Genomic DNA, 24,623 nt, shown 5'->3' on the forward strand with positions numbered 1-24,623 from the left:
GACCGGGGGGTGATGCAGCGTGGCGATGAACCTGCCGGGCGAGCTCGTCTGGGTGCTCGACATGCTCGGCTACGACTGGCCGCCGCTCGACGAGGACGAGATGCGGCGCGCGGCGAGCATCATGCGCCAGTTCAAGGACGACGTCGAGGGCACCGTCGAGGTGGCCGAGACGCGCGTCAAGACCGGCGTGGCGACCGCGCTCACCGGCCAGGCGTCGACGTCGTTCGCCAACGCGTGGGACACCGACCGGGCGACGAACATCCAGCAGCTCGTCGACGCGCTCGACCCGGTCGCGGGCGGCATCGAGGTGGGCGCCGACGCCGTCGTCGCGCTCAAGGTGAAGGTCATCGCCGAGCTCGTCATCACCGCCGCGCAGATCGCCGCCGCGGCGGCGAGCGCGATCATCACGCTCGGAGCCTCCGCCGCCGCGAGCGCAGCCATCATCGCGCTGCGCAAGAAGGCGCTCGACGTGCTCACGAACATCGCCGTCGACCAGCTCGCGCAGCAGCTGCTGCCGCTGATCATCGAGCCCCTGCAGGGGCCGATGATGGACGGCATCACCGCCATGCTCGAGGCCGAGCTCGTCGAGGGCGCGATCGGCGACGTCTCCGAGTTCCAGGCCGACCTCGACGCGCTCGACCAGGCCGCCGGCGACCTCGAGTCGAACGCCGCCGACCAGGAGCGGCTCGCCGACGACTTCATCGTGCAGCTGTCCTCCTGCCAGATCTTCACGGGGTGATGCGGGATGTCGACCATCAAGATCGTCATCAAGGAGGCCCTCGACGTCATCGAGGAGCTCGTGCCGGAGGCGGCCCGCGCGGTCGCGAAGAAGTCGACGAGGCTCCGCGCGAAGACCCGGCAGATCCGCCAGCAGATCGAGGCGAAGGACGTCGAGCTCTCGCGCTCCCAGCGCACGCCCGACCGGGCGCCCGACCACGACGCGCCCGAGCGCACGACCCCGAGCGCCCCGGGCCTCCGCGATCCCGACGCCGCACCGGATCCGGATGCGCCGCCGTCGACCTGGCCGGACGCCGACACCGAGGCGGCGAACGCCGCGACCGCGGCCGCTCGGCAGGCCGCGGTGGAGGCCGGCGACCTCACCGCGCCCGACTTCGGCGAGCTGACGACCACGTTCCACGGTCCCCGCCCGCCCGACATGGAGGCCCCGCACGGCCACCACATCGTCTTCAAGAAGGGCGTGGGTGCGCGCCAGCAGGCGCTCATCGCGCAGGCGAAGGAGATCCTGGAGCGCAACGGCGTCGACTGGTACACCGGGCCGCACAACCTCACGTGGGCGCCGAACGTGGCCGGGCAGCACAACATCGCGAACGTGCGCGAGGTGCTGCAGCGCCTGCAGGCCGCCGACGGCGCGGGCCGCGAGGCGGTCATCGACGCGCTCCGCGGCGCCGGGCGAGACGTCTTCGGCGGCCGCCCGTGACCGGGATGCGCTCGGCGGCCGTCGGTAGGGTGACGCCATGACCGCAGACCTCGCCGCCTGGCAGGCGGAGCTCGCCGACCGGATCCAGCCGATGCTCGAGGCGGCCATGCTCGCCGCCGCCGGGTCACGGCCCGACGGCGAGATCGCGGGCGTCGGCATCTCGACCGACGCGGACGCGACCTCGGTCGTCGCGTTCGCCAACTCCCGGCAGAACCTCGACGCGATGGTCGCCGACGAGCCCGAGTTCGCCCTCGACTCGAAGTGGCACATCGGCGAGTGGGATCTCGACGTCACCGGCAGCGGCGAGCCCGATCCGCTCGAGCACCTGCGGGCCGAGCTCGTGCAGGCGAAGCCGAGCGCCGACGGGTCGACGGGGACCGCCGGGTTCGCGGTGCCGGGCATGCAGGAGTTCCGGCACGCGGTGTGGGGCGCGATCGCCGCCGCGATGGCGGCATCTGCGGCCGAGGGCTTCTTCGACCGCTGGCCGACCGCCGCGCACGTGTTCATGCCGCTCGACGCCGACGTCGACGAGCAGCAGCTCGCCGACTGGAGCGCGCCGCTCAACGACGCCGAGGGCGTCGCCGAGCTGCGCGCGTTCCTGCAGCTCGACTGAGCGCGCCGGGGCGCGCCCGGCGCGTCACACGTCGTAGTCGACGACCACCTTCGCCGTGTCGCCCTTGGGGTGCGACTGGCACGTGAGCACGTAGCCGCGCTCGAGCTCGTCGGGCTCGAGGGCGTAGTTCTCGGTCATCTGCACGCTGCCGGAGACGACCTTCGCGCGGCACGTGCCGCAGACGCCGCCGGCGCACGCGAACGGCACGTCGGGCCGCACCCGCAGTGCCGCGTTGAGGATCGACTCGCGCGCCGCGACCGGGCTCTGCACCTGCGACGACTGCCCGTCGAGCGTGAAGTCGAGCGTCCAGGTCTCCTCGCCCGCCTCCAGCTGCACGGGCCGTCCGCGGTCGCCGCCCGCCGCATCCGGCTTGCCCGTCGTGAAGAGCTCGAAGCGCACGTGGGCCTCGTCGACGCCCTTCGCCGCGAGCACGTCGCGGCACAGCTGCACGAGCTCGAACGGGCCGCACAGGAACCACTCGTCGACGCTCTCGGGGCGGATGAGCTCCGACAGGATGCGCTCGAGACGCTCCTCGTCGATGCGGCCCGACATGAGCGGCGCAGCCCGCTGCTCGCGCGAGAGCACGTGGTGCAGGGCGAGCCGGGCCGGGTAGCGGTCCTTGAGGTCGGCGAGCTCCTCGATGAACATCACGTCGAGGGTCGAGCGGTTGGAGAACACGAGCGAGAAGGTCGAGGTCTCGGAGCGCGAGAGCACCTCATGCGCGAGCGCCATCATCGGCGTGATGCCGCTGCCGGCCGCGATGCCGACGACGTGCGCGCCGTCGACCTGCTCGAGCGCCGACGTGAAGGTGCCCTGCGGCACCATGACGTCGATGCGGGCGCCCGGCTGCAGCTCGCTGTTGGCCCAGGTGGAGAAGCGGCCGCCGAGGTCGCGCTTGATCGCGACCGAGATGGATCCCGGGGTCGGCGGGCGGCAGATGGAGTACGAGCGCCGCACCTCCTGCCCGTCGATCGTGGCGCGGAGCGCCAGGTGCTGGCCGGCGACGTAGCCGAAGTCGTCGTGCAGCTCGCCCGGCACCGCGAAGGTGACCTCGACGGCGTCGGCGGTGAGCGGGCGCACGTCGGCGACCTCGAGCTCGTGGAAGCGGGCGCGGCGCCGCGAGGTGCTGCTGCCGAGGTTGATCGCGGCCATCTCAGTGCACCTTGAAGTGGTCGAAGGGCTCGAGGCACGCGAGGCACTCGAAGTGGCTCTTGCAGGCGGTCGAGCCGAAGCGCGACACTTCCCGCGTGCGGAGCGACCCGCAGCGCGGGCACTTGACGCCGAGCGACAGCGGGATCGGGCCGCTGCGCTCGCCCGCGCGGTGCGTGGGCGGTGCGATGCCGTACTCCTCGAGCTTCGCCTTGCCGGCGTCGCTCATCCAGTCGGTCGTCCAGGCGGGGCTGAGCGTGAAGTCGACGCGCACGTGGCGGAAGCCCTCCGCCGTGAGCGCGAGCAGCACGTCGTCGCGCATCTGGTCGATCGCCGGGCAGCCGGAGTAGGTCGGCGTGAGCGTGACGACCACCGTCTCGCCGTCGAGCCGCACGTCGCGCAGCACGCCGAGGTCCTCGATCGTCAGCACGGGCACCTCGGGGTCGACGACGGCGGCGGCGACGCGTCGGGCGCGCTCCATCCGCTGGTCGAGTAGCCGGTCGGAGACCGGCGTATCGAGACCACTGGCGCGCGGCGTCTCGATACGGCCCTGCGGGCCTACTCGACGAGCGGGGGATGCCTGCGGGCCGACTCGACGAGCGGGGGACGCGGCGGCGGGGGAGGGAGCCATCGTCACCACGTCGCTCCCGGGTGCCGGCGAGCCAGCACCTGCATCTCGGCGAGCATCGGGCCGAGGTGCGTCGAGTGGTTCCCGTGCCTGCCGCCGCCCGACGACTGCCCGATGCGCGGGTGCACGAAGTCGGACTCGACGATCCCGGCCTCGGCGAGCACCGCATCCCACACCTCGTCGAAGCCTGCCCGCAGGCTCGACGGCCGCGGCGCGACGCCCTCGAGGCGGTCGTGCAGCGCGTCGTCGCGGAAGAGCTCGTCGGTGTACGGCCACAGGTCGGCGAGCGCGACGAGCATGCGCCGGCGCGACTCGTCGGTGCCGCCCGCGAGCCGCAGCGTCCACTGCACGGCGTGGTCGCGGTGGTAGGCGACCTCCTTCACGGCCTTCGCCGCGATGGCCGCGAGCGTCGCATCCGTCGACTGCGACAGCGCCGTGTAGAGCTCCTGCATCCAGATCGACGCGATCAGGCCGCGCGCGATCGTGTGCGCGAAGTCGCCGTTCGGCTGCTCGAACAGCCACGCGCAGCGGAACTCGTGCTCGTCGCGCCAGTAGGCGAGGTCGTCCTCGGAGCGGCCGGATGCGGTGCCGGCGTAGTGCAGGAGGCTGCGGGCGTGCCCGAGCAGGTCGAGCGCGATGTTGCCGAGCGCCATGTCCTCCTCGAGCTCGGGGGCGCGCGAGATCCACCAGCCGAGGCGCTGCGAGAGGATGAGCGCGTCGTCGCCGAGCCGCAGCGCGTACTCCGCGACGTCGTCGCTCGCCGTCGCCGACGCATCCGCCCCCGTCAGCTCGGCCGAGAGCGCGAGCTCGTCGACCGAGACGTCGCCGTGCACATCGGCGGCCTCGGCCTCGTAGGCGGCCGCGACGGCGGCGGCGTCCCTGGGCTTGATGTCGCTCACAGGTGCGGCACCTCCGCGCTCTTCTCGTAGTACTTGGCGTGGCGGTAGTTCTTGCCTGCCGGGCTCTCGAAGAAGGCGCCCTTCTGGTCGGGGTCGCTCGTCGTGATGGCGCTCGAGCGCACCACCCACACCGAGACGCCCTCGTTGCGGCGGGTGTAGAGGTCGCGCGCGTTGCGCAGCGCCATGTCGTCGTCGGGCGCGTGCAGCGAGCCGACGTGCACGTGGCTCAGGCCGCGGTTGGCGCGCACGAACACCTCGTACAGCGGCCAGCCCTCGCCGGCGACGTCTCCGGGTGTCGACATCCTCGTCTCCTCGTTCGTTCGTCTCTTCGTCGAACTTCCCTCGAGCGCGGGGTCTCGGGGTCGAGACCCGCGGTTCGGGGAAGCTCGGTGATCTCGGTGGGGTCAGGCGGCCGCGCGGTCGCGGGCGGCCTGCTTCTCGGCGTAGGCCGCGGCGGCCTCGCGCACCCACGCGCCCTCCTCGTGGGCGTCGCGGCGGTGCTGGATGCGCTGGGCGTTGGCGGGGCCGCGGCCGGCGAGCACCTCGTTGAACTCGGTCCAGTCGATCTCGGACATGTCCCAGGCCTGGCGCTCCTCGTTCCAGCGCAGGTTCGGGTCGGGCAGCGTGAGCCCGAGCACCTCGGCCTGCGGCACGAGCATGCCGACGAAGCGCTGGCGCAGCTCGTCGTTCGAGAAGCGCTTGATCTTCCACGCCATCGACTGCGCCGAGTTGGGCGACTCGTCGTCGGGCGGGCCGAACATCATGAGCGCCGGCCAGTACCAGCGGTCGACCGACTCCTGCGCCATCGCGTGCTGCTCGGGCGTGCCCTGGCTCAGCTCGAGCAGGATCTCGAAGCCCTGCCGCTGGTGGAACGACTCCTCCTTGCAGATGCGCACCATCGCGCGGCCGTAGGGGCCGTAGGAGGCGCGGCACAACGGCACCTGGTTGCAGATCGCGGCGCCGTCGACGAGCCAGCCGATCGCGCCCATGTCTGCCCAGGTCGGCGTCGGGTAGTTGAAGATCGACGAGTAGCGGGCGCGCGCGGTGATGAGCTGCTCGGTCATCTCGTCGCGGCTGATGCCGAGCGTCTGCGCGGCGGAGTAGAGGTAGAGCCCGTGGCCGGCCTCGTCCTGCACCTTGGCCATGAGGATGGCCTTGCGCTTCAGGCTCGGCGCGCGCGAGATCCAGTTGCCCTCGGGCTGCATGCCGATGATCTCGGAGTGCGCGTGCTGCGAGATCTGCCGGATGAGCGTCTTCCGGTAGGCGTCGGGCATCCAGTCGCGCGGCTCGATGCGCTGGTCTGCCTCGATCAGCGCGTCGAAGCGCGCCTGCAGCTCGGCCTCCTGCTCCGCGTCGATGCGGGCGGATGCGTCGGGTGCGGTGAGCGTCATCGTCGACTCCGTCTCCATCACGGTCCGGAATTAGTGACCGAACGTTCAGTAAGTATAGACTGGCCGCATGCGGGCCTGCAACGGGGCCCGGAGAGCGGACGCAACGGAGCGCGCATGGCACTGCAGACGACCCGGGACGACACGTGGCTCGCCACGGTCATGGCCGAGACCGACCGCGCCAAGGAGGCGTTCGGGATCGAGATCGCCGAGCTCGCGCGCGGCCGCGCCGTGCTCACGATGCCGGTCACCGACCGCATGGTGAACGGCTTCGGGATCACGCACGGCGGCCTGGTCTTCACGCTCGCCGACACCGCCTTCGCCTACGCGTGCAACGAGGACGCCACCGTCACCGTCGCATCCGGCGCCGACATCACCTTCGCCAAGGCCACCCACGCCGGGCAGACGCTCACGGCCACCGCCGAGCGGCGCTGGCGATCGGGCCGCAACGGGCTCTACGACGTCACGATCGTCGACGAGACCGGCGAGACGGTCGCGGAGTTCCGCGGCCGCTCCTTCTCCACCAACCGCACCGCCCCCGCCGCGCCCGAGGGCGCCGGCGGCCCCGCCTGACCAGACCCATCCCCCCGTCGGTCGAGCAGCCGCCGCAGGCGGCGTGTCGAGACCACGACCGATCGCCATCTCGACACGGCCCTTCCGGCCTCCTCGATGACCGCAGAGACAGGAGCAACGATGCTCGACCAGCCCACCGCATCCGCCGACCTCCGCGACGCCGGCGAGCGCGTCACGCTCGACGAGCTGCGCGCGCTGCAGCTCGAGCGGCTGCAGCAGACCGTGCGCCACGCCTACGCGAACGTGCCGACGTACACGCGGAAGCTCGACGAGGCGGGCGTGCACCCCGACGACATCCGCGCGCTCGACGACCTGCAGCGGCTGCCGTTCACGACCAAGGAGGACCTCCGCGCCTCGTACCCGTTCGGCATGTTCGCGGTGCCGATGGAGCAAGTGGCGCGCATCCACGCCTCCTCCGGCACCACCGGCCGCCCCACGGTCGTCGGCTACACGAAGGACGACCTCGACGTGTGGGCCGACGTCGTCGCGCGCTCGCTGCGCGCCGCCGGCGTGCGGCCCGGCATGAAGGTGCACAACGCCTACGGCTACGGCCTCTTCACCGGCGGGCAGGGCGCCCACGCCGGCATCGAGCGGCTCGGCGCGACCGTCATCCCCGTCTCCGGCGGCCAGACGGCGCGGCAGGTGCAGCTCATCCGCGACTTCGAGCCCGACGCGATCATGTGCACGCCCTCGTACCTGCTGACGATCGCGGATGCGTTCGAGGAGGCCGGGCTCGACCCGCGCGAGACGTCGCTCAAGGTGGCGATCTGCGGCGCCGAGCCGTGGACGAACGAGATGCGGGCCGAGCTCGAGCGGCGGATGGGCCTCGATGCGGTCGACATCTACGGCCTGTCGGAGGTCATGGGGCCGGGCGTCGGCAGCGAGTTCGCGTCGACGAAGGACGGCCCGACCATCTGGGAGGACCACTTCCTGCCCGAGGTGATCGACGGCGAGACCGGCGAGCAGCTGCCCGACGGCGAGATGGGCGAGCTCGTCTTCACGTCGCTCACGAAGCAGGCGTTCCCCGTGATCCGCTACCGCACCCGCGACCTCACCCGGCTGCTGCCGGGCTCGGCGCAGTCGACGATGCGCCGCATCGAGAAGATCACCGGCCGCAACGACGACATGCTCATCGTGCGCGGCGTCAACATCTTCCCGACGCAGATCGAGGAGATCGTGCTCGAGATCGAGCACCTCACGCCGCACTTCATCCTCGAGCTCGTCAAGCGCGGGCGGATGGACGGGCTCGTCGTGAAGATCGAGAGCACGCCGGGCGTGAAGCCGGTCGTGTCGACGGCCGCCGCCGAGATCCTGAAGCTGCGCGTGAAGGAGCGCATCGGCACGACCGTCGACGTGGAGATCGTGCCGACGGGCTCGCTGCCGCGCTCGGAGGGCAAGTACAAGCGTGTGTATGACCTCCGCTGACCCGCCAGCGGTCGAGCGCCGCTGAGATGATGTCCCGATGACCACCGCCACCGAGCCCGCCCGCCGCGGCCGCCCCGGCTACGACCGCGACTCGATGCTCGAGGTCGTCGTCGAGGCGTTCAACGAGCGCGGCTACGACGCGACCTCGCTCGGGGTGCTCGCCGAGCGGCTCGGCCTGTCGAAGTCGGCGATCTACCACCACTTCGCCTCGAAGGAGCAGATGCTCGAGGTGGCCCTCGGCAAGGCGCTCGACGCGCTCGAGGCCGTCTTCGACGCACCGGAGGCGACGAGCGGACCGGTCGTCGACCGCATCCGCCACGTCATCCGCGGCGCGGTGCTCGTGCTGTGCGAGCACCGGGCGTTCGTCACGCTGCTGCTGCGGCTGCGCGGCAACACCCCGATCGAGCTCGAGGCGCTGCGGCGTCGGCGCGAGATCGACCGCAAGCTGCGCGCCATGTTCGAGCAGTCGCGAGCCGAGGGCACGCTGCGGCCCGACATCGACCCGCGCGTGGCCGAGCGGCTCACCTTCGGCATGGTCAACTCGATCGTCGAGTGGTACCGCCCCGACGGCCCGATCACGCCGCAGCAGCTCGCCGACTCGGTGCTCGAGCTCGTGCGCACGGGCCTGCGCGAGCCGTCGTCGCTGTAGCAGGAAGCGGAGCGTGCGCTGACCGGCTTGCTACGCTCGGGTCGATGCAGGAGCCCGACAGCGCACAGGTGGAGATGGCAGCGCTGGGCGCTGCGCTCAAGGTGGAGCGGCAGCGGCAGGGTCTCAGCCTGCAGTCGCTGAGCGCTCGGGCAGGCGTGAGCTTCGGCCTGATCAGCGAGCTCGAGCGAGGGAGGGGCAACCCGTCGTTCTCGTCGCTGCACCGGGTCGCGACGGCGCTCGGCGTGAGCCTCTCGAAGCTGCTCGGCGGGATCGCCGGCGATGCGATGGTGGTGCGCGCGGCAGAGCGCCACGTGCTGCCGATCCCGCCCGATGCGGCCCCGGAGCAGCGGGTCGAGCGCGAGCTGCTCACACCGCGCACGCACAGCAACCTGCAGCTCATCCGCAGCACCATCCCCGCACGATTCTCCAACGAGGACCAGCCGTTCCGGCATCTCGGCACGGAGAGCGTGACCGTCGAGCAGGGCGCCCTGCTCGTGGTGCACGGCGACCGTCGCGTGCGACTGGAGGTCGGCGACACCATGACGTACGGCTGCTCCACGCCGCACTGGTGGGCGAACGCCTCCGACGGCATCACCGTCGTGCTCGGCGCCGTGACGCCGCTCGAGGTCTGAGCGGCCCTAGCGTGGCTCGAGCGCTCCCCGCGAGCGGTCGTCGACGAGGATCTCCTCTGGGCGCTCGAAGCGCCGTGCGAGCAGTCGCTGGAGCTGCTCGAGCGGCTGCGGATCGTGGTCCGCGCGGAGATCCACCGCGAGCTCCGGCGGCCACTCGCGGCGCGCGGCGACGCGCGCGACCTGGAGCGCCGCGCTCTCGCGACCACGAGCATCGCCGCCGGCGCGCTCGCCAGCGGCGACGGCGGCGAGGAGCCGCGAGGCGAACGCGTGCAGCACGTCCTGCTCGCTGCCGAGCGCACCGGCAGGAGCCGATGCCGTGAACGATGAGCGCATCGCTTCGAGGACCGCGCCGCCGGTCAGCAGGTTGCCGGTCACCACGCCCTGCTCGAAGCTGCGGCCGCCGGCCCAGCCAGAGCACTCCGCGCCGGTGAAGTGGGCGCTGCGGCCTCCGATGTCGAGCACCGCGACCTGCCGCAGCGCCGCGCCGTCGTCCCAGTCCGGGATGCGTTCGACGACCTGCTGCGGCGACAGGCCCGCCGCGAGCGCATCGAGCGCCCGCGCGCGCAGCCGACGATTCGTCCACGCCTGCGAGACGACGGCGCCCACGGCCGGATCGATCGCAGGCACGGCGTTGCCCACGGCGAGGGAGCGGCTGGCGGTCGCGACGCCGATCAGTCCCGCAGACGTGTCGACCGCCATCAGCGAATACGTCACTGGGCCCCATCCCTCCGCTCCATGCTCCTCGACCAGCGCCGCCATTGTCACGATCGTGTTTCGAACCGGTCCACCGCTTTGCGCTTGCCTCATGGTGGCACATAATGATGCAATCATCAGCATTCTGATGGGTAGCCCATCCGGGCTCTCCCTCCGAGGAAGCGGGCAGTCATGCGAAAGATCCAAGCGCTTGCGGCAGGTGCCGCAGTCGTCACCCTCACCCTGGTCGGCTGCAGCGCCGGCGAATCGGTCGACCTGGGCACCTCCTCCTCCGATGGCGCGGCCCCAGGCGAGACGTTCGTCGCCGCCATCGGCGGAGAGCCTGACCAGCTCGACCCGCACAAGACCTCCTCCTACTTCTCCTTCCAGGTGCTCGAGAACGTCTTCGACACGCTCGTCGAGCCGGACGAGAACCTCGAGATGCAGCCCGCGCTCGCCGAGTCGTGGGAGCTGAGCGACGACCAGCTGACCTGGACGTTCGCGCTCCGCGATGGCGTGACCTTCCACGACGGCTCCGAGTTCACCGCCGACGACGTCGTCTACTCCTTCAACCGGATCATCGACGAGGAGCTCGCGAACGCCTGGAAGTTCGGCACCGTCGAGTCGGTGACCGCGGTGGACGACGCCACGGTCGAGATCCGGGTGACCCAGCCGAGCCCCAACCTGCTGTCCAGCCTCGGCGGCTTCAAGGGCATGGCGATCGTCGAGCAGGAGAACGTCGAGAGCGGCGAGATCAGCACCCACCCGGTCGGCACGGGACCGTTCGCCTTCGAGGACTACGCGAGCGGCGACTCCATCTCCCTGACTGCGAACGAGGACTACTGGGACGGTGCACCCGAGGTCGCAGGTGTCGAGTTCCGCTTCATCTCCGAGTCGTCGACCGCGATCTCCGCGCTCCGCGGCGGCGACATCCACTGGACCGACGTGATCGACCCGCAGCAGCTCGGCAGCCTCGAGGGCGACGACGCGCTCGTGGTCGGGCAGACGCCCAGCAGCGACTACTGGTACCTCGCGCTCAACCAGAACCGCGAGCCGTGGAACGATGTGCGGGTGCGGCAGGCGATCGCCTACGCCATCGACCGCGAGTCGATCATCCAGGCCGTGAGCTACGGCACCGCCCAGGCCAACCAGCTGGCCATCCCGGAGGCGAGCTTCTGGCACACCTCCTACGACGGCTACGGGACCGATTCCGACCGGGCGGCACAGCTGCTCGAGGAGGCGGGCGTGAGCGGGCTGGAGCTCGACATGCTCGCGACGTCCGACTACCCGGAGACCGTCACCGCGGCGCAGATCATCGCCGACAACCTCGCGCCGCTCGGGATCACGGTGAACATCCGCCAGCCGGACTTCGGCACCTGGCTCGACGAGCAGAGCTCCGGCAACTTCGACATGCTGATGATGGGCTGGCTCGGCAACATCGACCCGGACGACTTCTACTACTCGCAGCACCACTCCGAGGGCGGCTCGAACGCCCAGGGCTACTCGAACCCGGAGGTCGACCAGCTGCTGGACGACGCCCGTGTCGAGACCGACCCGGAGGCGCGCAAGGAGCTCTACGCACAGGCGGCGACCATCATCGCCGACGAGGCGAGCTACATCTACCTGTACAACCCTGCTGTGCTCCAGGTCTGGAGCGCCGACCTCGAGGGCTACGAGGCCCGCGGCGACCGCGCCATCCGGTTCCGAGACGTGAGCCTCGCGGGCTGATGATCCGGAGCTCCACGGCACGCTTCCTGGCAGGGCGGCTGCTGCATTCGCTGCTCGTCCTGCTCGGCGTCGTCGTCGTGGTGTTCCTCCTCATCCACCTGGTGCCGGGTGACCCGGTGCGCATCGCGCTGGGCACCCGGTACACCCAGGAGGCCTACGACGCGCTGCGGGCGGCGAGCGGCCTCGACCGCCCGCTGCTCGAGCAGTTCGTCACCTACCTCGTCGACGTCGTGCGCGGCGACCTCGGCGTGAGCTTCCGCAGCGGCCAGCCGGTCTCGCTCAGCCTGCTGGAGCGGCTGCCCGCCACCGCATCGCTCGCGCTCTTCGGCATCGTGCTCGCCCTCATCATCTCGATCCCGGCCGGCACGTGGGCCGCGATGCGCGAGGGCCGCATCAGCGACGGCATCATCCGCGTGACGAGCCAGTTCGGCGTCTCGGTGCCCGACTTCTGGATGGGCCTGCTGCTGATCACGCTGTTCGCCTCCGTGCTCGGCTGGCTGCCCTCGTCGGGGTATGCAGCGATCACCGACGATCCGGTGCAGTGGCTGCGCCGAGTCGTGCTCCCCGGCGCCACCGTCGGCCTCGTGGCAGGGGCGATCCTCACTCGCTACGTGCGCGCGGCGGTGCTCGACGTGCTCTCGGCGACCTACGTCCGCACAGCCAAGGCGAAGGGCCTCCCGCCGCGCATCGTGACCGTGCGCCACGTGCTGCGGAACGCGCTCATCCCGATCATCACCGTGGCGGGCATCCAGCTCGCGACCATCCTCGGCGGCGTCATCGTCGTCGAGGTGGTCTTCGCGTGGCCGGGGCTCGGCCGGCTGGTCTATGACGCGGTCGCCGCCCGCGACTACCCGCTCGTGCAGGGAGCCGTGCTGCTCATGGCCGTGCTGTTCCTCGCCATCAACCTGCTCGTCGACGTCCTGTACGCCGTCGTCGACCCGAGGATCCGCCTCTCATGACGAATGCTTCACCGGTGGCGCCGGCCGTCGCGCCCGACGAGCGCCGCATCGCCGCATGGCGGCTGCTCGCGGGCAACCCCGTCACCCTCGCGAGCGCCGTCGTGCTCGCCCTGACCGTCGTCGTGGCGCTGCTCGGGCCGCTCCTGGCGCCCTACGGGGTGAACACGATCGACGTGCCCGACGCGCTGCAGCCGCCGAGCGCTCAGCACTGGTTCGGGACCGATGATCTCGGGCGCGATGTGCTGTCGCGGGTGCTGATCGCGACGAGAGCGTCGCTGCTCGTCGCCGTGGCGAGCGTCGCCTTCGCCCTCCTGGTGGGCGTGCTCGTGGGGGTCGTCGCCGGCTACGCCGGAGGATGGGTCGACACGGTGCTCATGCGGGCCAACGACGTCCTGTTCGCGTTCCCGGTGCTGCTCCTGGCGCTGGCCATCGTCGCGATCCTCGGCCCCGGCGTGCCGACGACGATGCTGGCGATCGGCGTCGTCTACACGCCGATCTTCGCGCGCGTCGCCCGCGGCAGCACGCTCGGCGTGAGGGTGGAGCCGTTCGTGCAGGCCTCCCGCACGATGGGCACCGGACACGGCTACATCATGGCGCGCCACATCCTGCCGAACATCGCCGGCCCGATCATCGTGCAGACGTCCCTCTCGCTCGCCTTCGCGATCCTCTCCGAGGCGGCCCTGTCGTTCCTCGGCCTCGGCATCCAGCCGCCCGAGCCCTCCTGGGGGCGGATGCTGTTCGACGCGCAGGGGTTCCTCGACATGGCGTGGTGGCTGAGCGTGTTCCCGGGGGCTGCGATCTTCGTCACCGTGCTGGCGTTCAACCTGGTCGGCGACGGGCTCCGCGACGTGCTGGACCCGAAGCAGCGCACGATGCTGGAAGCGAGGCGACGCCGATGAGCGCCCCCATCTTCTCGGTGCAGGACCTCGGCGTCCGGATCGGCAGCCGGCAGATCGTCGAGGGCATCTCCTTCGCCCTCGAGCCCGAGCAGACGCTCGGCATCGTCGGGGAGTCCGGGTCGGGCAAGTCCATGACCGTCCTCGCGGCGACCGGGCTCCTCGACGCGCCCGGCGCCGAGATCCGCGGATCCAGCGTGCTCGAGGACACGCAGCTCGTCGGGGCGAGCGCACGCACGCTGCGATCGGTGCACGGCGATCGAGTGGGATTCGTCTTCCAGGATCCGAGCACGTCGCTGAATCCGCTGCTCACGCTCGAGCGCCAGATCACCGAGGCGCTCGAGGTGCATCGCGGGATGACGCGTCGGCAGGCGCGCGCTCGGGCGCTCGAGCTGCTCGAGGCCGTCGGCATCCCGGGGGCCGAGGACCGGCTCGGCAGCTACCCGCATCAGCTCAGCGGAGGCCAGCGCCAGCGCGTCATGATCGCGATCGCGCTCGCGTGCGACCCGGCGCTCCTCGTCGCGGATGAGCCGACGACCGCGCTCGACGTCACGACGCAGGCCCAGATCGTCGAGCTGGTGCGCGCCCTGCAGCGCGACCGCGGCACGGCCGTCGTCTGGATCAGTCACGACCTGGGCGTCATCGGTCAGGTCGCGGACGACGTCGTGGTGCTGCGCGCGGGCGAGGCCGTCGAGCATGCCGGCACGCAGGCGATCTTCGAGGCGCCGCAGCATGCCTACACGCGGGAGCTGCTGCTCGCGCGGCCCGTGCTCGGCAAGTCGGCACCGCCCGCTCCGCCGGTGGCTGACGAGCCGCTGCTGCAGGTGCGCGACCTCGATGTGCGCTTCAGCGTGCACGCGCCGGCCGGCCGCTCGGTCGTCCACGCGGTGCGCGGCGTCTCCTTCGACGTGCGTGCCGGGCGCACCCTCGGCATCGTCGGCGAGTCGGGCTCGGGCAAGTCGACCATCGCGAACGCGCTCACCGGTCTCATCACGCCGCACGGCGGCACCGCCGAGCTGCGGGGCATCGACCTCCTGGGCGCTCGCCGCGGCGAGCGCAAGCAGGTGCGCCGCAGCATCAGCATGGTCTTCCAGGATCCGTTCTCCTCGCTCAACGGCCGCAATCCCGTCGAGGTCTCCCTGCAAGAGCCGTTGCGGGTGCACAGGCTCGTGCGCGGACGGGCGGAGGAGCGCCGCCGCATCGTCCAGCTGCTCGACATGGTGGGATTGCCGGAGGCGTTCGCCGGGCGCTACCCGCACGAGCTCTCGGGCGGGCAGCGGCAGCGGGTGAGCATCGCCCGGGCGCTCGCGCTCGAGCCCCAGCTGATCGTCCTCGACGAGTCCACCGCATCGCTCGACGTGTCGATCCAGGCTCGTGTGCTCGACCTGCTCACGTCGCTGCAGCGAGACTTGGGTCTCAGCTACCTCTTCATCGCGCACGATCTCGCGATCGTGCAGGAGATGAGCCATGACGTGCTCGTGCTGCGCGACGGAGCGGCAGTCGAGCACCGGCCGGCAGCGGATCTTTTCGAGGAGCCACAGCACCCCTACACGCAGCAGCTCCTCGCCGCGATCCCGCCGCTTCGGCCCCGCGTCGCGGACTGAGCCTCAGGCGTCGCGGTGCGTGGCGCCCGACAGTCCTGGTAATCGCGGTCGATTGTTATCGAATCGTGATCTTTGGTAGCGTAGCCGGCTTGAACCGCGAAGGACGGCCGTCGCATCCGCCCCTGGAGTCCTCCGCGCCATCGAATCGAGTCATTCCGGTCGGGCGGTCGGATGCGCGGGATCGCGCGCCGAGACGGGGCCGTGGAGTTCAGCTCATGCAGAAGCACACCACCGACGACGCCCGCCGATCGAAGCGATTCCTGCGCGGCGGCGCCGTGACGGCCGCCGGCGTGGCCGTCTTCGCGGGCGCGATGCTCGTGCCGACCGCGGCGAACGCCGCGAGCGACGCCACCTGGGACGCGCTCGCCGAGTGCGAGTCGGGCGGCAACTGGTCGATCGACACCGGCAACGGCTACTACGGCGGCCTGCAGTTCTCGCTGTCGACGTGGCAGGCCTACGGCGGCTCGGGCAACCCGGCCGACGCGTCGCGCGAGGAGCAGATCCGCGTGGCTGAGAACACGCTCGCCGGCCAGGGCTGGGGCGCATGGCCCTCCTGCTCGGCGCAGATCGGCGCCTCGGGCGCTGCCGAGCCGAACTCGACGCCCGTCGACACCGCCACGCAGCAGGCCGCGCCCGCCGAGGCGCCGGCGGCCGCCGAGGCTGCTCCGGCTGCGCAGGCCGCACCGGCCGCGCCCGCCAGCTACGACCTGCCGGACGTCGAGCCGTCGGATGAGCGCGTCACGGTCGAGGCCGGCGACTCGCTGTTCGCGATCGCCAAGTCGAACGACGTCGAGACCGGCTGGCTCGGCCTCTTCGCCGTGAACCAGGACATCGTCGAGGACCCCGACCACATCGAGGTCGGCCAGGAGCTCGTGCTGCCCGCCGAGTGATCGGTCGCACGGGGGCGGAGATCCGGTCGGGTCTCCGCCCTTCGTGCTGTGGCCACCTCGACCCGTCAGGCCACCTCGACCCAGCGCGAGCGCCAGTCGGGCGGGTCGAACGGCTCGCTCCAGTAGGCCGTCTCGCGGGCGATGCGGTCGCCCCGGAACTCGAAGACGAAGACCGTCTTGTAGACGGGGCCGCCGTAGTCGAGCGTCGCCTCGGCCACGACGAGGTCGCCGGCGCTCACGATCCGGCGCGGCGTGATGGTCGGCAGCTGCGGGAACGCGCGGTAGATGCCGCGGCCGTTCTCGCCGCCGACCACCCGCTCGCCCGACTGCGGCCAGTCCATCACCGCATCCTCGTGGAAGAGCTCGTCCATCACCTCGATGCGGCCCTCGTTGATGCAGGCGATGAGCCGCTCGACGACGGCCTCGTGCTGCGCGTTCCTGTCGGCACCGTCCACGGTGCACCCCCTCGTCACGCTGTAGCCGCATTGTCGACCCGCGGTCGGGCGGGCGCCAGGGGCGACTTGGGGGCCGGATGTGCTCCGGTACCGACTCGCGGGTCGTGCGGGCTCGCATCCGCAAATCGGTACCGGCGGCCGGTGCGCGCGGCCGCTCAGGCCGCGGGCTGCTCCTTCGCGACGTAGGTCAGCAGGTCGTACTGCGCGACGGTCTCGTCGTCCTGGTTCGTGAGCACCGCATCCCATCGCACCTCGCCGTAGGGGTCGGTCTCGCGCGGCGTGATCTGCTTCGCCGTGAGCGTCACGCGCAGCGTGTCGCCGGGGGAGACCGGCGTCATGAAGCGCAGGTTGTCGAGGCCCGTGTTCGCGAGCACGGGGCCCGGCGCCGGCTCGACGAAGAGGCCGGCCGCGAACGACAGCAGCAGGTAGCCGTGCGCCACCCGGCCGGGGAAGAACGGGTTGGCCTCGGCGGCCTCCTGATCCATGTGCGCGTAGAACCGGTCGCCCGTGAAGTCGGCGAAGTGCTCGATGTCGTCGAGCGTGATCTCGCGCCGCTCCGAGACGACCTGGTCGCCGATGCGCAGCTCGGCGAGCGACTTGCGGAACGGATGCGGCGCCTCGGTCGACGCCGTCGCCCCCGGGTGCCAGACGCCCGTGAGGGCCGTCAGCATGGTCGGCGAGCCCTGGATGGCCGTGCGCTGCATGTGGTGGAGCACCGAGCGGATGCCGCCGAGCTCCTCGCCGCCGCCGGCGCGGCCCGGCCCGCCGTGCACGAGCATCGGCAGCGGCGAGCCGTGCCCGGTCGAGGCGCGAGCGTCGTCGCGGTCGAGCAGCAGGATGCGGCCGTTGTGCGGCGCGATGCGGCGCGTCAGCTCGCTGACGAACGCGGGGTCGTGCGAGGCGACCGAGGTCACGAGCGAGCCGCCGCCGCGGGCGACGATCTCGGCGGCCTGCTCGGGCGAGCCGTACTCGACGAGCGACGAGACCGGGCCGAACGCCTCGATCTCGTGCAGCGCATCCGCGGCCGGGTCGTCGAAGGCGAGCAGCGTCGGCGCGACGAACGCGCCGCCCGCCGCCTCGCCGAGCGAGCCGTCGGCGAGCGTGACGTTCCCGGCGTCGCCGCCGACCACGATCTGGCCGCCGCCCTCGCGCAGCTTCATCACCTGCCGCAGCACCTCGTCGCGCTGCTCGGTGGAGGCGAGCGGCCCCATCGTGACGCCCTCGGCGCGCGGGTCGCCGACGACCACCTTCGCGGCGATGCGCTCGCGCACCGCGTCGGCCACCGCATCCGTCATGCCCGTCGGCACGATCGCGCGGCGGATCGCGGTGCACTTCTGGCCCGCCTTCGCCGTCATCTCGGCGACGAGGCCGCGCACGTAGGCGTCGAACTCGGGCGTGCCGGGCACCGCGTCGGGGCCGAGCACCGAGGCGTTGATCGAGTCGGTCTCGGCCGTGAATCGCACGCCGCGCGCCTGCACGGCCTCGTGGCGGCGCAGCGAGTCGGCGGTGGATGCGGAGCCGGTGAAGCCGACGGTGTCGCCGAGCCGCAGGTGGTCCATGAGGTCGCGCGCGGAGCCCGAGACGAGCTGGATCGCGCCCGCGGGCAGCAGGCCCGACTCGGCGAGGATGCGCACCATGTGCTCGGCGACGTAGCCGGTCGGCGTGGCGGGCTTGATGAGCGTCGGCATGCCGGCGAGGAACGCCGGTGCGAGCTTCTCGAGCGAGCCCCAGACGGGGAAGTTGAAGGCGTTGATCTGCACCGCGACGCCCGGCAGCGTCGTGCAGATGTGGCGGGCGAGGAACGAGCCGTCCTTCGACAGCGGCTCGACGGGCCCGTCGAGGTAGATCGTCGACTGCGGCATCTCGCGCCGCCCCTTCGACGAGTAGGTGAAGAGCACGCCGATGCCGCCGTCGATGTCGACCCACGAGTCGCTCTTCGTCGCGCCGGTGCGGCTCGAGAGCTCGTACAGCTCGCTCTTGCGCTCGGTGAGCGCGAGCGCCATCTGCTTCAGCAGGATCGCCCGCTGGTGGAACGTGAGGGGCGCGAGGCCGTGCTGACCGACGGTGCGGGCGTGCTCGAGCGCGGCGGCGGTGTCGAGGCCGGTGGTCGAGACGCGCACGACCTCCTCGCCGGTCGAGGCGTCGCGCACGACGGTCGCGTCGGCGGCGTCGGCCTCGGTCGGCTCCCACCAGGCGTCCTGGATGTAGCTGGGCAGCAGTCGGGCCCGGGTCATCGTGTCGGTCATCGTCGATCCTCTCCTCCCCGTTCGTCGAGCAGGCCCGGAGGGCCGTATCCAGACGGAGTGCGGTGTGCTCGGTCCTCCCCGTTCGTCGAGCAGGCCCGAAGGGCCGTATCGAGACGGAGTGCGGTGTTCGGTTGTCGCGACTGGTCTCGACACGCCGCCTGCGGCGGCTGCTCGACCAGCGGGGGTCAGTCCCAGTCGTAGAAGCCGCGCCCGCTCTTCTTGCCGAGGCGGCCCTCGGCGACCATCTGGCGCAGCAGCGCCGGCGGCTCGAAGCGCGGCCCGAGCTCGCGGTGCAGCTGCTCGGCGATGCCGAGCCGCACGTCGAGCCCGACGATGTCGGTCGTGCGCAGGGGCCCGACCGGGTGCTTGTAGCCGAGCTCCATCGCGGTGTCGATGTCGCCGGGGCTCGCGACGCCCTCCTCGACCATGCGGATCGCCTCGAGCCCGAGCGCGACGCCCAGCCGGCTGCTGGCGAAGCCGGGCGCGTCGTGCACCGTCACCGGCGCCTTGCCGATCGCCTCCACCCACGCGCGCGCGTCGTTCGCGAGCCGCGGCTCGGTGGCGTCGCCGAGCACGATCTCGACGAGCGCGGATGCGGGCACGGGGTTGAAGAAGTGGAGCCCCAGGAAGCGCTCGGGGCGGGCGAGGCCGCGCGCGAGCCGGTCGATCGAGATCGACGACGTGTTGCTCGCGAGCGCAGCGCGGTCGTCGAGCACCGCCTCGACGCGGGCCAGCGCATCCGCCTTCAGCCCCTCGTCCTCGGGCACCGCCTCCACGACGAGGCCGCAGCCGCCGAACGCGGCGACGTCGACGGCGACGCTCAGTCGCCCCTCGAGCTCGTCGAGCGGCTCGGCCCAGCCGCGCTCGACGCTCTTCGCGAGGCTCGCGGCGACGCGCTCGCGGGCGGCGTCGGCCGCCGCCTCGTCGCGCTCGACGACGACCACCTGGCTCCCGGCGAGCACGAACGCGTGCGCGATGCCGGCGCCCATGCGGCCGCCGCCGAGCACGCCGACGCGCTCGGGGGCGCCGGCGCCGACCTGCGCGTCGGTGTCGTCGGCGGCCGGGCTCGTGCGGGCCGTGCCGTGCCCGCCGTCGGGGGCCGTCGCATCCGTCACATCGGTCATCGGGTCTCCTGGGTGCGCTTGGCCGAGCGGCGCTCGAGGAACGCCGTCATGCGCCGGTGCTTCTCGGGGCTCTCGAAGAGCACCGCCTGCTCGGCGAGGTCGATCTCGGGGTGGGCGCTCGCGGGCGCGAGCAGCGAGCGCTTCGTCGCCTGCGTCGCGGCCGGGTCGAGCGCGGCGATGCGGTCGGCGAGCTCAACCGCGTGCGCGAGCGCGGCCTCGGGCTCGAGCACCGCGCTGACGAGCCCCGCGGCGAGCGCCTCGTCGGCGCCCAGCAGGCGCCCTGTGAGCAGCATCTCGCTCGCGAGCGCGTCGCCCACGATCTCCTTGAGGCGCCAGGTGGCGCCGGCCGCGGCGATGATGCCGAGGCCCGTCTCGGGGTTGCCGATCGTGAGCGTCGGCGTGCCGATGCGGATGTCGGCGGCGTAGGCGAGCTCGGCACCGCCGCCGAGCGCGTAGCCGTCGAGCACGGCGATCACCGGCATCGGCAGGGCGCGGATGCGCTGGAAGCAGCGGGTGTTGATGCCGGCCAGGGCGTCGGTCGCGCGCCGCTCGCGCAGCTGAGCGATGTCGGCGCCGGCCGCGAAGGTGCCGCCGGACCCGGCGAGCACCAGGGTGCGCCGCTCGACCTCGAGCCGCGCGCAGAGCCGGTGCAGCGCGTCGACGAGCTCCTGGTCGATCGCGTTGCGCTTCTCGGGCCGGTCGAGCACGGCCAGCACGTGGCTGTCGCGCTCCTCGATGCGCAGCCCCCCGCTCATGCGCGCCCCGCCCATGCACCGGTCGTCGAGGAGCACTCGAAGCGCGCGCAACGAGACGAGACCCGGTTCAGGTCTCGATACGGGCGGCTCCGCCGTCCTGCTCGACCAGCGAAGGGGCGGACGGGAGTCACGGGCGCTCCAGCAGGATCGCGGTGCCCTGGCCGACGCCGACGCACATCGTCGCGAGGCCGCGGTCGGCGCCCTCGCGCTCCATGCGGCCGAGCAGCGTGACGACGAGCCGCGAGCCGGAGGAGCCGAGGGGGTGGCCGAGCGCGATCGCGCCGCCGTCGGCGTTCACGATCGCGTCGTCGAGGCCGAGGCGGCGCATGCTCGCGAGCGACTGGGTCGCGAACGCCTCGTTGAGCTCGACCGCGCCGATCTCGTCGATCGCGACGCCCGTGCGGGCGAGCAGCTTCTCGGTCGCCGGCACAGGGCCGAGCCCCATGATCTCCGGCGCGATGCCGGCGCTCGCGCCGCCGACAATGCGGGCGCGCGGCGCGAGGCCGAGCCGCGCGACGGCGGCCTCGCTCGCGACCACGATCGCCGATGCGCCGTCGTTGAGGCTCGACGCGTTGCCCGCGGTGACCACCGACCCGCCGGCCACGACGGGCCGCAGGCGCGCGAGCGCATCCATCGTCGTCTCGCGGCGCGGGCCCTCGTCGACGGTCACGTCGCCGGCCCGCGTCGGCACGGCGACGATCTCGTCGGCGAAGCGGCCGGCATCGATCGCGGCGATCGCGCGCTCGTGCGATCGCAGCGCGAAGGCGTCGGCGTCGTCGCGGGTGATGCCGTCGACGCGCGCGACCTCCTCGGCGGTCTCGGGCATCGAGAAGGTCGCCTTGTCGCGGGCGAGCAGCCGCGGGTTGGCGAAGCGCCAGCCGATCGACGTGTCGAACGCCTCGCCCGGCTTCGCCCACGCCTTCTCGGGCTTGGCCTGCACCCAGGGTGCGCGCGTCATCGACTCGACGCCGCCCGCGACGACCACGTCGGCGTCGCCGGCGCGGATCATCTGCGACGCCATGATGATCGCCGACATGCCGGATGCGCACAGGCGGTTGACGGTGATGCCCGGCACCGCGTCGGGCAGGCCCGCGAGCAGGACGGCCATGCGCGCGACGTTGCGGTTGTCCTCGCCGGCCTGGTTGGCGCCGCCGAGGATCACCTCGTCGATGAGGGCGGGATCGATGCCGGCGCGGGCGACGGCCTCGCCGACGACCAGGGCTGCGAGGTCGTCGGGGCGAACGCCGGCGAGGGCGCCGCCGTAGCGGCCGACCGGGGTGCGCGCGCCGCCGACGAGGAAGGCCTCGGGCATGGGACTCCTGACTCCGTCGTCACTGCAGGTGATGCGACCGGTCGCGAATTAGTGACCGATCGTTCAGGAATACAGTAGGCCGCCGACGATGCCGCCCGCAACATGGAGACGCCGTCCGGCGCCGCGCGCCCTGCGGCTGGCCCTGCTCTGGGACACGTCGTTCGTCGACCGGCCAGGTGCGACGCCGACCGGACTATCCGGTCGGCGCGACGCGGAGCCGGTTGACGAACGGTGGGCAGCGGCTGGCCCGAGGCCCGCTGGTCAGCGCTGCCCGGCGCGGCCCGCCCGCACGCGCCCGAGCTGCGCGATGCCGATGACGACCGCGCCGACCACGACGACGGTGACGGCGGCGAGCGCCAGGACGGAGAGGGCGACGGACGCGAGGGTGGTGAGTGCCATGCTCCGACGCTAGGAATCGGGGCCCGGCCGCCGCGTCCTCCGACCGGCGCGACCGCCTCATCCGCTGGGATGATCCGGCCCGCCGTGCCAGGCTTGCGCCATGCCGATCGAGCCGGACACGAAGGACTGGACCTGGGTGCTGCGCGAGCGGTGCCCCGAGTGCGGGTTCGACCCCGCGGGCGTCGACCGCGGCGACCTCGGCGCGCGCATCCGCGCGGCCGGCGCCGCGATGCACGCACGCCTGCACGGCGAGCGCGTGGTCGAGCGGCCCGACGACGACACCTGGTCGCCGCTCGAGTACGCGGCGCACGTGCGCGACGTCTGCACCGTCATGCGCGGCCGGCTCGACCAGCTGCTCACCGAGGACGACCCCGAGTTCGCGAACTGGGATCAGGATCGGGCGGCGATCGACGGCGACTACGCCGGGCAGGCGCCCGAGCACGTCGCCGTCGAGCTCGACCTCGCGGCGGCGGAGCTCGCGAACGCAGCGGATGCGGTGCCGGCGGATGCGTGGGAGCGGCCCGGGAGGCGCTCCAACGGCTCGGTCTTCACCGTCGAGACGCTGCTCGTCTACGCGCTCCACGACGTCGAGCACCACGTCTGGGACGTGCGGGCCTGAGCTTCCGCCGGTCGAGCCGCGCGGCACTGAGCTTCCGCCGGTCGAGCCGCGCGGCCCTGAGCACCCGCCGGTCGAGCCGCGCGGCCATGAGCTTCCGCCGGTCGAGCCGCGCGGCCGCCTGAGGCGGCTGCGCGAGTCGAGACCACTGGTCGAGCCGGGCTCGTCGAGTGGTCTCGACTCGGCCCGCGCCCTGCGGGCGCGGACCGGCTCGACCGGCGGAGGGGCGGGCGTGCGCCGGCTCGACCGGCGGAGGGGCGGGCGTGCGTCGGCTCGACCAGCGGAGGGGCGGGCGTGCGTCGGCTCGACCGGCGGAGGGGCGGGCGCGGACCGGCTCGACCAGCGGAGGAGCGGGCGTGCGTCGGCTCGACCAGCGCACGGCGCCTCAGCCCCGGAACGCGCTCAGCCCCGTCAGCGCCTGCCCGATGACGAGCGTGTGCACCTCGTCGGTGCCCTCGTACGTGCGCACGCTCTCGAGGTTGGCCGCATGCCGCATCGCGGAGTGCTCGAGCGTCACGCCGTTGCCGCCGAGCAGCGCCCGCGCCTCGCGGCACACGTCGATCGCGGCCCGCACCGAGGCGAGCTTCCCCATCGAGATCTCGTGCGGCCGCAGCAGCCCGGCGTCCTTCCGCCGCCCGAGGTGCAGCGCGAGCAGCTGCGCCTGCTGCAGCGCGAGCGCCATCTCGGCCAGGCGCGCCTGCGTCAGCTGCATGCCGGCGAGCGGGCGCCCGAACACCTCGCGCGCGCCGGCGTAGGAGAGCGCCCCCTCGAGCGCGTCCCGTCCCGCGCCGAGCGCTCCCCAGGCGATCCCGAACCGCGCCTCGCCCAGGCACTCGAACGGCGCCCGCAGTCCGCGCGCATCCGGAAGCCGCATCGACTCGGGCACCCGCACCCCGTCGAGGGCGATGTCGCACTGGATCGAGGCGCGCATCGAGAGCTTCGGCTCGATCGGCGTGGCGGTGAAGCCCGGCGACGACGTCTCGACGAGGAACCCGCGCACCCCCTCGTCGGTCTGCGCCCACACGACGGCGAGGTCGGCGATCGAGGCGAGCCCGATCCACCGCTTGGCGCCGTCGAGCACCCAGTCGTCGCCGTCGCGCCGCGCGACGGTGCGCATCGCGGCCGGGTCGCTGCCGGCATCCGGCTCGGTGAGCGCGAAGCAGCCGATCGCCTCTCCCGCGGCCATGCGGGGGAGCCACGTCCGGCGCTGCTCCTCGGAGCCGTGCTTCGCGATCGCGGTCATCGCGAGCGAGCCCTGCACCGAGACGAACGTGCGGATGCCGCTGTCGCCGGCCTCGAGCTCCTGCATCGCGATGCCGTACTCGACGGCGCTGCGGCCCGCGCAGCCGTAGCCGGTGAGGTGCATGCCGAGGAGCCCCTCGGCGGCGAGCGCCGGCACGAGCTCGCGCGGGAACACGGCGCGCTCGAACCAGTCGGCGATGTGCGGGCGGATCTCGCGGTCGACGAGCGCGCGCACCCGGGCGCGCACGGCGCGCTCCTCGTCGGTGAGCAGCGACTCGAGGTCGAGCAGGTCGGTCGTCATGGCGGCAGT

26 protein-coding genes are annotated in these 24,623 nt (G+C 72.4%); 13 read left to right on the forward strand and 13 right to left on the reverse strand.

The features are described 5' to 3' along the window. The first annotated feature begins 25 nt into the window (after positions 1–25). Genes AC1RNL_RS02400 through AC1RNL_RS02410 form a run of 3 tightly spaced genes read left to right on the forward strand, consistent with a single transcriptional unit; the run spans position 26 to position 2,051 of the window. Positions 26–739: a WXG100-like domain-containing protein gene (locus AC1RNL_RS02400; RefSeq protein ID WP_449683233.1), complete on the forward strand. Its 714-nt coding sequence runs from the start codon at positions 26–28 to the stop codon at positions 737–739. A 6-nt stretch (positions 740–745) separates the two neighbouring features. After that, positions 746–1,438, forward strand: coding sequence for a hypothetical protein (locus tag AC1RNL_RS02405; RefSeq protein WP_492934303.1), 693 nt, complete (start codon positions 746–748; stop codon positions 1,436–1,438). A gap of 37 nt (positions 1,439–1,475) precedes the next feature. Next, positions 1,476–2,051, forward strand: a complete 576-nt coding sequence (locus AC1RNL_RS02410; protein ID WP_492934304.1) for a DUF4303 domain-containing protein — start codon at positions 1,476–1,478, stop codon at positions 2,049–2,051. A 24-nt stretch (positions 2,052–2,075) separates the two neighbouring features. Here AC1RNL_RS02410 and paaE read toward each other — a convergent pair whose 3' ends face one another. The 5 genes from paaE to paaA all read right to left on the reverse strand — a co-directional run bounded on the left by paaE (position 2,076) and on the right by paaA (position 6,118). Continuing rightward, on the reverse strand, positions 2,076–3,203 hold the full coding sequence (gene paaE / locus AC1RNL_RS02415; RefSeq protein ID WP_146354785.1) for a 1,2-phenylacetyl-CoA epoxidase subunit PaaE: 1,128 nt from the start codon (positions 3,201–3,203) through the stop codon (positions 2,076–2,078). A 1-nt stretch (position 3,204) separates the two neighbouring features. Beyond that, positions 3,205–3,681 carry a 1,2-phenylacetyl-CoA epoxidase subunit PaaD gene (gene paaD, locus AC1RNL_RS02420; protein WP_146354787.1) on the reverse strand — a complete coding sequence of 159 codons (477 nt, stop codon included), beginning with the start codon at positions 3,679–3,681 and terminating at the stop codon, positions 3,205–3,207. Positions 3,682–3,833: 152 nt separating this feature from the next. Then, positions 3,834–4,718 carry a 1,2-phenylacetyl-CoA epoxidase subunit PaaC gene (gene paaC / locus AC1RNL_RS02425; RefSeq protein ID WP_310123982.1) on the reverse strand — a complete coding sequence of 295 codons (885 nt, stop codon included), beginning with the start codon at positions 4,716–4,718 and terminating at the stop codon, positions 3,834–3,836. Between the two features lie 5 nt (positions 4,719–4,723). Beyond that, positions 4,724–5,029, reverse strand: coding sequence for a 1,2-phenylacetyl-CoA epoxidase subunit PaaB (paaB, locus tag AC1RNL_RS02430; RefSeq protein ID WP_123696538.1), 306 nt, complete (start codon positions 5,027–5,029; stop codon positions 4,724–4,726). A 102-nt stretch (positions 5,030–5,131) separates the two neighbouring features. Beyond that, complete coding sequence (gene paaA / locus AC1RNL_RS02435) at positions 5,132–6,118, reverse strand: 1,2-phenylacetyl-CoA epoxidase subunit PaaA (RefSeq protein ID WP_492934305.1); 987 nt, start codon at positions 6,116–6,118, stop codon at positions 5,132–5,134. A 114-nt stretch (positions 6,119–6,232) separates the two neighbouring features. On the opposite strand from paaA, the gene paaI reads away from it, so the two are divergent. The 4 genes from paaI (at position 6,233) to AC1RNL_RS02455 (ending at position 9,394) form a co-directional block, all read left to right on the forward strand. Beyond that, a complete protein-coding gene (gene paaI / locus AC1RNL_RS02440; RefSeq protein ID WP_225792641.1) occupies positions 6,233–6,688 on the forward strand; it encodes a hydroxyphenylacetyl-CoA thioesterase PaaI in 456 nt (151 codons plus the stop codon). A gap of 120 nt (positions 6,689–6,808) precedes the next feature. Then, positions 6,809–8,113: a phenylacetate--CoA ligase PaaK gene (gene paaK / locus AC1RNL_RS02445; protein WP_492934306.1), complete on the forward strand. Its 1,305-nt coding sequence runs from the start codon at positions 6,809–6,811 to the stop codon at positions 8,111–8,113. A gap of 37 nt (positions 8,114–8,150) precedes the next feature. Beyond that, complete coding sequence (locus AC1RNL_RS02450) at positions 8,151–8,762, forward strand: TetR/AcrR family transcriptional regulator (protein ID WP_128188965.1); 612 nt, start codon at positions 8,151–8,153, stop codon at positions 8,760–8,762. A gap of 44 nt (positions 8,763–8,806) precedes the next feature. Next, positions 8,807–9,394, forward strand: a complete 588-nt coding sequence (locus AC1RNL_RS02455) for a helix-turn-helix domain-containing protein (RefSeq protein ID WP_246992647.1) — start codon at positions 8,807–8,809, stop codon at positions 9,392–9,394. Positions 9,395–9,400: 6 nt separating this feature from the next. Here the strand turns inward: AC1RNL_RS02455 and AC1RNL_RS02460 are convergent, their stop codons facing one another. Continuing rightward, on the reverse strand, positions 9,401–10,450 hold the full coding sequence (locus tag AC1RNL_RS02460) for a DUF1028 domain-containing protein (protein WP_492934307.1): 1,050 nt from the start codon (positions 10,448–10,450) through the stop codon (positions 9,401–9,403). A 27-nt stretch (positions 10,451–10,477) separates the two neighbouring features. Here AC1RNL_RS02460 and AC1RNL_RS02465 point away from each other — a divergent pair, with 27 nt between their 5' ends. From AC1RNL_RS02465 to AC1RNL_RS02485, 5 genes are all read left to right on the forward strand, one after another. Continuing rightward, on the forward strand, positions 10,478–11,815 hold the full coding sequence (locus tag AC1RNL_RS02465) for an ABC transporter substrate-binding protein (RefSeq protein WP_246992643.1): 1,338 nt from the start codon (positions 10,478–10,480) through the stop codon (positions 11,813–11,815). Beyond that, the gene (locus AC1RNL_RS02470; protein WP_246992641.1) at positions 11,815–12,774 is read left to right on the forward strand and encodes an ABC transporter permease; all 960 of its coding nucleotides are present in this window, start codon (positions 11,815–11,817) and stop codon (positions 12,772–12,774) included. The genes AC1RNL_RS02465 and AC1RNL_RS02470 overlap by 1 nt, the downstream gene beginning before the upstream one ends. Continuing rightward, positions 12,771–13,673 (forward strand): ABC transporter permease, encoded by a 903-nt coding sequence (locus tag AC1RNL_RS02475; protein WP_246992639.1) that lies wholly within the window; start codon positions 12,771–12,773, stop codon positions 13,671–13,673. Before AC1RNL_RS02470 ends, AC1RNL_RS02475 begins: the two co-directional genes overlap by 4 nt. Next, positions 13,670–15,274, forward strand: coding sequence for an ABC transporter ATP-binding protein (locus AC1RNL_RS02480; RefSeq protein ID WP_246992637.1), 1,605 nt, complete (start codon positions 13,670–13,672; stop codon positions 15,272–15,274). The genes AC1RNL_RS02475 and AC1RNL_RS02480 overlap by 4 nt, the downstream gene beginning before the upstream one ends. A 215-nt stretch (positions 15,275–15,489) precedes the next feature. Beyond that, the gene (locus AC1RNL_RS02485; protein WP_281440021.1) at positions 15,490–16,164 is read left to right on the forward strand and encodes a transglycosylase family protein; all 675 of its coding nucleotides are present in this window, start codon (positions 15,490–15,492) and stop codon (positions 16,162–16,164) included. 65 nt (positions 16,165–16,229) lie between these two features. Here AC1RNL_RS02485 and AC1RNL_RS02490 read toward each other — a convergent pair whose 3' ends face one another. The 6 genes from AC1RNL_RS02490 to AC1RNL_RS02515 form a co-directional block, all read right to left on the reverse strand. Next, positions 16,230–16,619, reverse strand: a complete 390-nt coding sequence (locus tag AC1RNL_RS02490) for a nuclear transport factor 2 family protein (RefSeq protein ID WP_246992635.1) — start codon at positions 16,617–16,619, stop codon at positions 16,230–16,232. Between the two features lie 155 nt (positions 16,620–16,774). Then, positions 16,775–18,865: a phenylacetic acid degradation bifunctional protein PaaZ gene (gene paaZ, locus AC1RNL_RS02495; protein WP_492934308.1), complete on the reverse strand. Its 2,091-nt coding sequence runs from the start codon at positions 18,863–18,865 to the stop codon at positions 16,775–16,777. A 185-nt stretch (positions 18,866–19,050) separates the two neighbouring features. After that, the gene (locus AC1RNL_RS02500) at positions 19,051–19,989 is read right to left on the reverse strand and encodes a 3-hydroxyacyl-CoA dehydrogenase family protein (protein WP_492934309.1); all 939 of its coding nucleotides are present in this window, start codon (positions 19,987–19,989) and stop codon (positions 19,051–19,053) included. After that, positions 19,986–20,744, reverse strand: a complete 759-nt coding sequence (locus tag AC1RNL_RS02505; RefSeq protein WP_492934310.1) for an enoyl-CoA hydratase/isomerase family protein — start codon at positions 20,742–20,744, stop codon at positions 19,986–19,988. The genes AC1RNL_RS02500 and AC1RNL_RS02505 overlap by 4 nt, the downstream gene beginning before the upstream one ends. A gap of 127 nt (positions 20,745–20,871) precedes the next feature. Then, positions 20,872–22,056 carry a thiolase family protein gene (locus AC1RNL_RS02510; protein ID WP_492934311.1) on the reverse strand — a complete coding sequence of 395 codons (1,185 nt, stop codon included), beginning with the start codon at positions 22,054–22,056 and terminating at the stop codon, positions 20,872–20,874. A 261-nt stretch (positions 22,057–22,317) separates the two neighbouring features. After that, on the reverse strand, positions 22,318–22,455 hold the full coding sequence (locus AC1RNL_RS02515; RefSeq protein ID WP_164877066.1) for a hypothetical protein: 138 nt from the start codon (positions 22,453–22,455) through the stop codon (positions 22,318–22,320). A gap of 100 nt (positions 22,456–22,555) precedes the next feature. Here AC1RNL_RS02515 and AC1RNL_RS02520 point away from each other — a divergent pair, with 100 nt between their 5' ends. Then, positions 22,556–23,074, forward strand: coding sequence for a DinB family protein (locus AC1RNL_RS02520; protein WP_364193636.1), 519 nt, complete (start codon positions 22,556–22,558; stop codon positions 23,072–23,074). A gap of 382 nt (positions 23,075–23,456) precedes the next feature. On the opposite strand, the gene AC1RNL_RS02525 is transcribed toward AC1RNL_RS02520, so the two are convergent. After that, on the reverse strand, positions 23,457–24,614 hold the full coding sequence (locus AC1RNL_RS02525; RefSeq protein WP_492934312.1) for an acyl-CoA dehydrogenase family protein: 1,158 nt from the start codon (positions 24,612–24,614) through the stop codon (positions 23,457–23,459). Positions 24,615–24,623 lie beyond the last annotated feature (9 nt).

It is taken from the genome of Agrococcus sp. GW821-FHT14H11, from assembly GCF_058803545.1.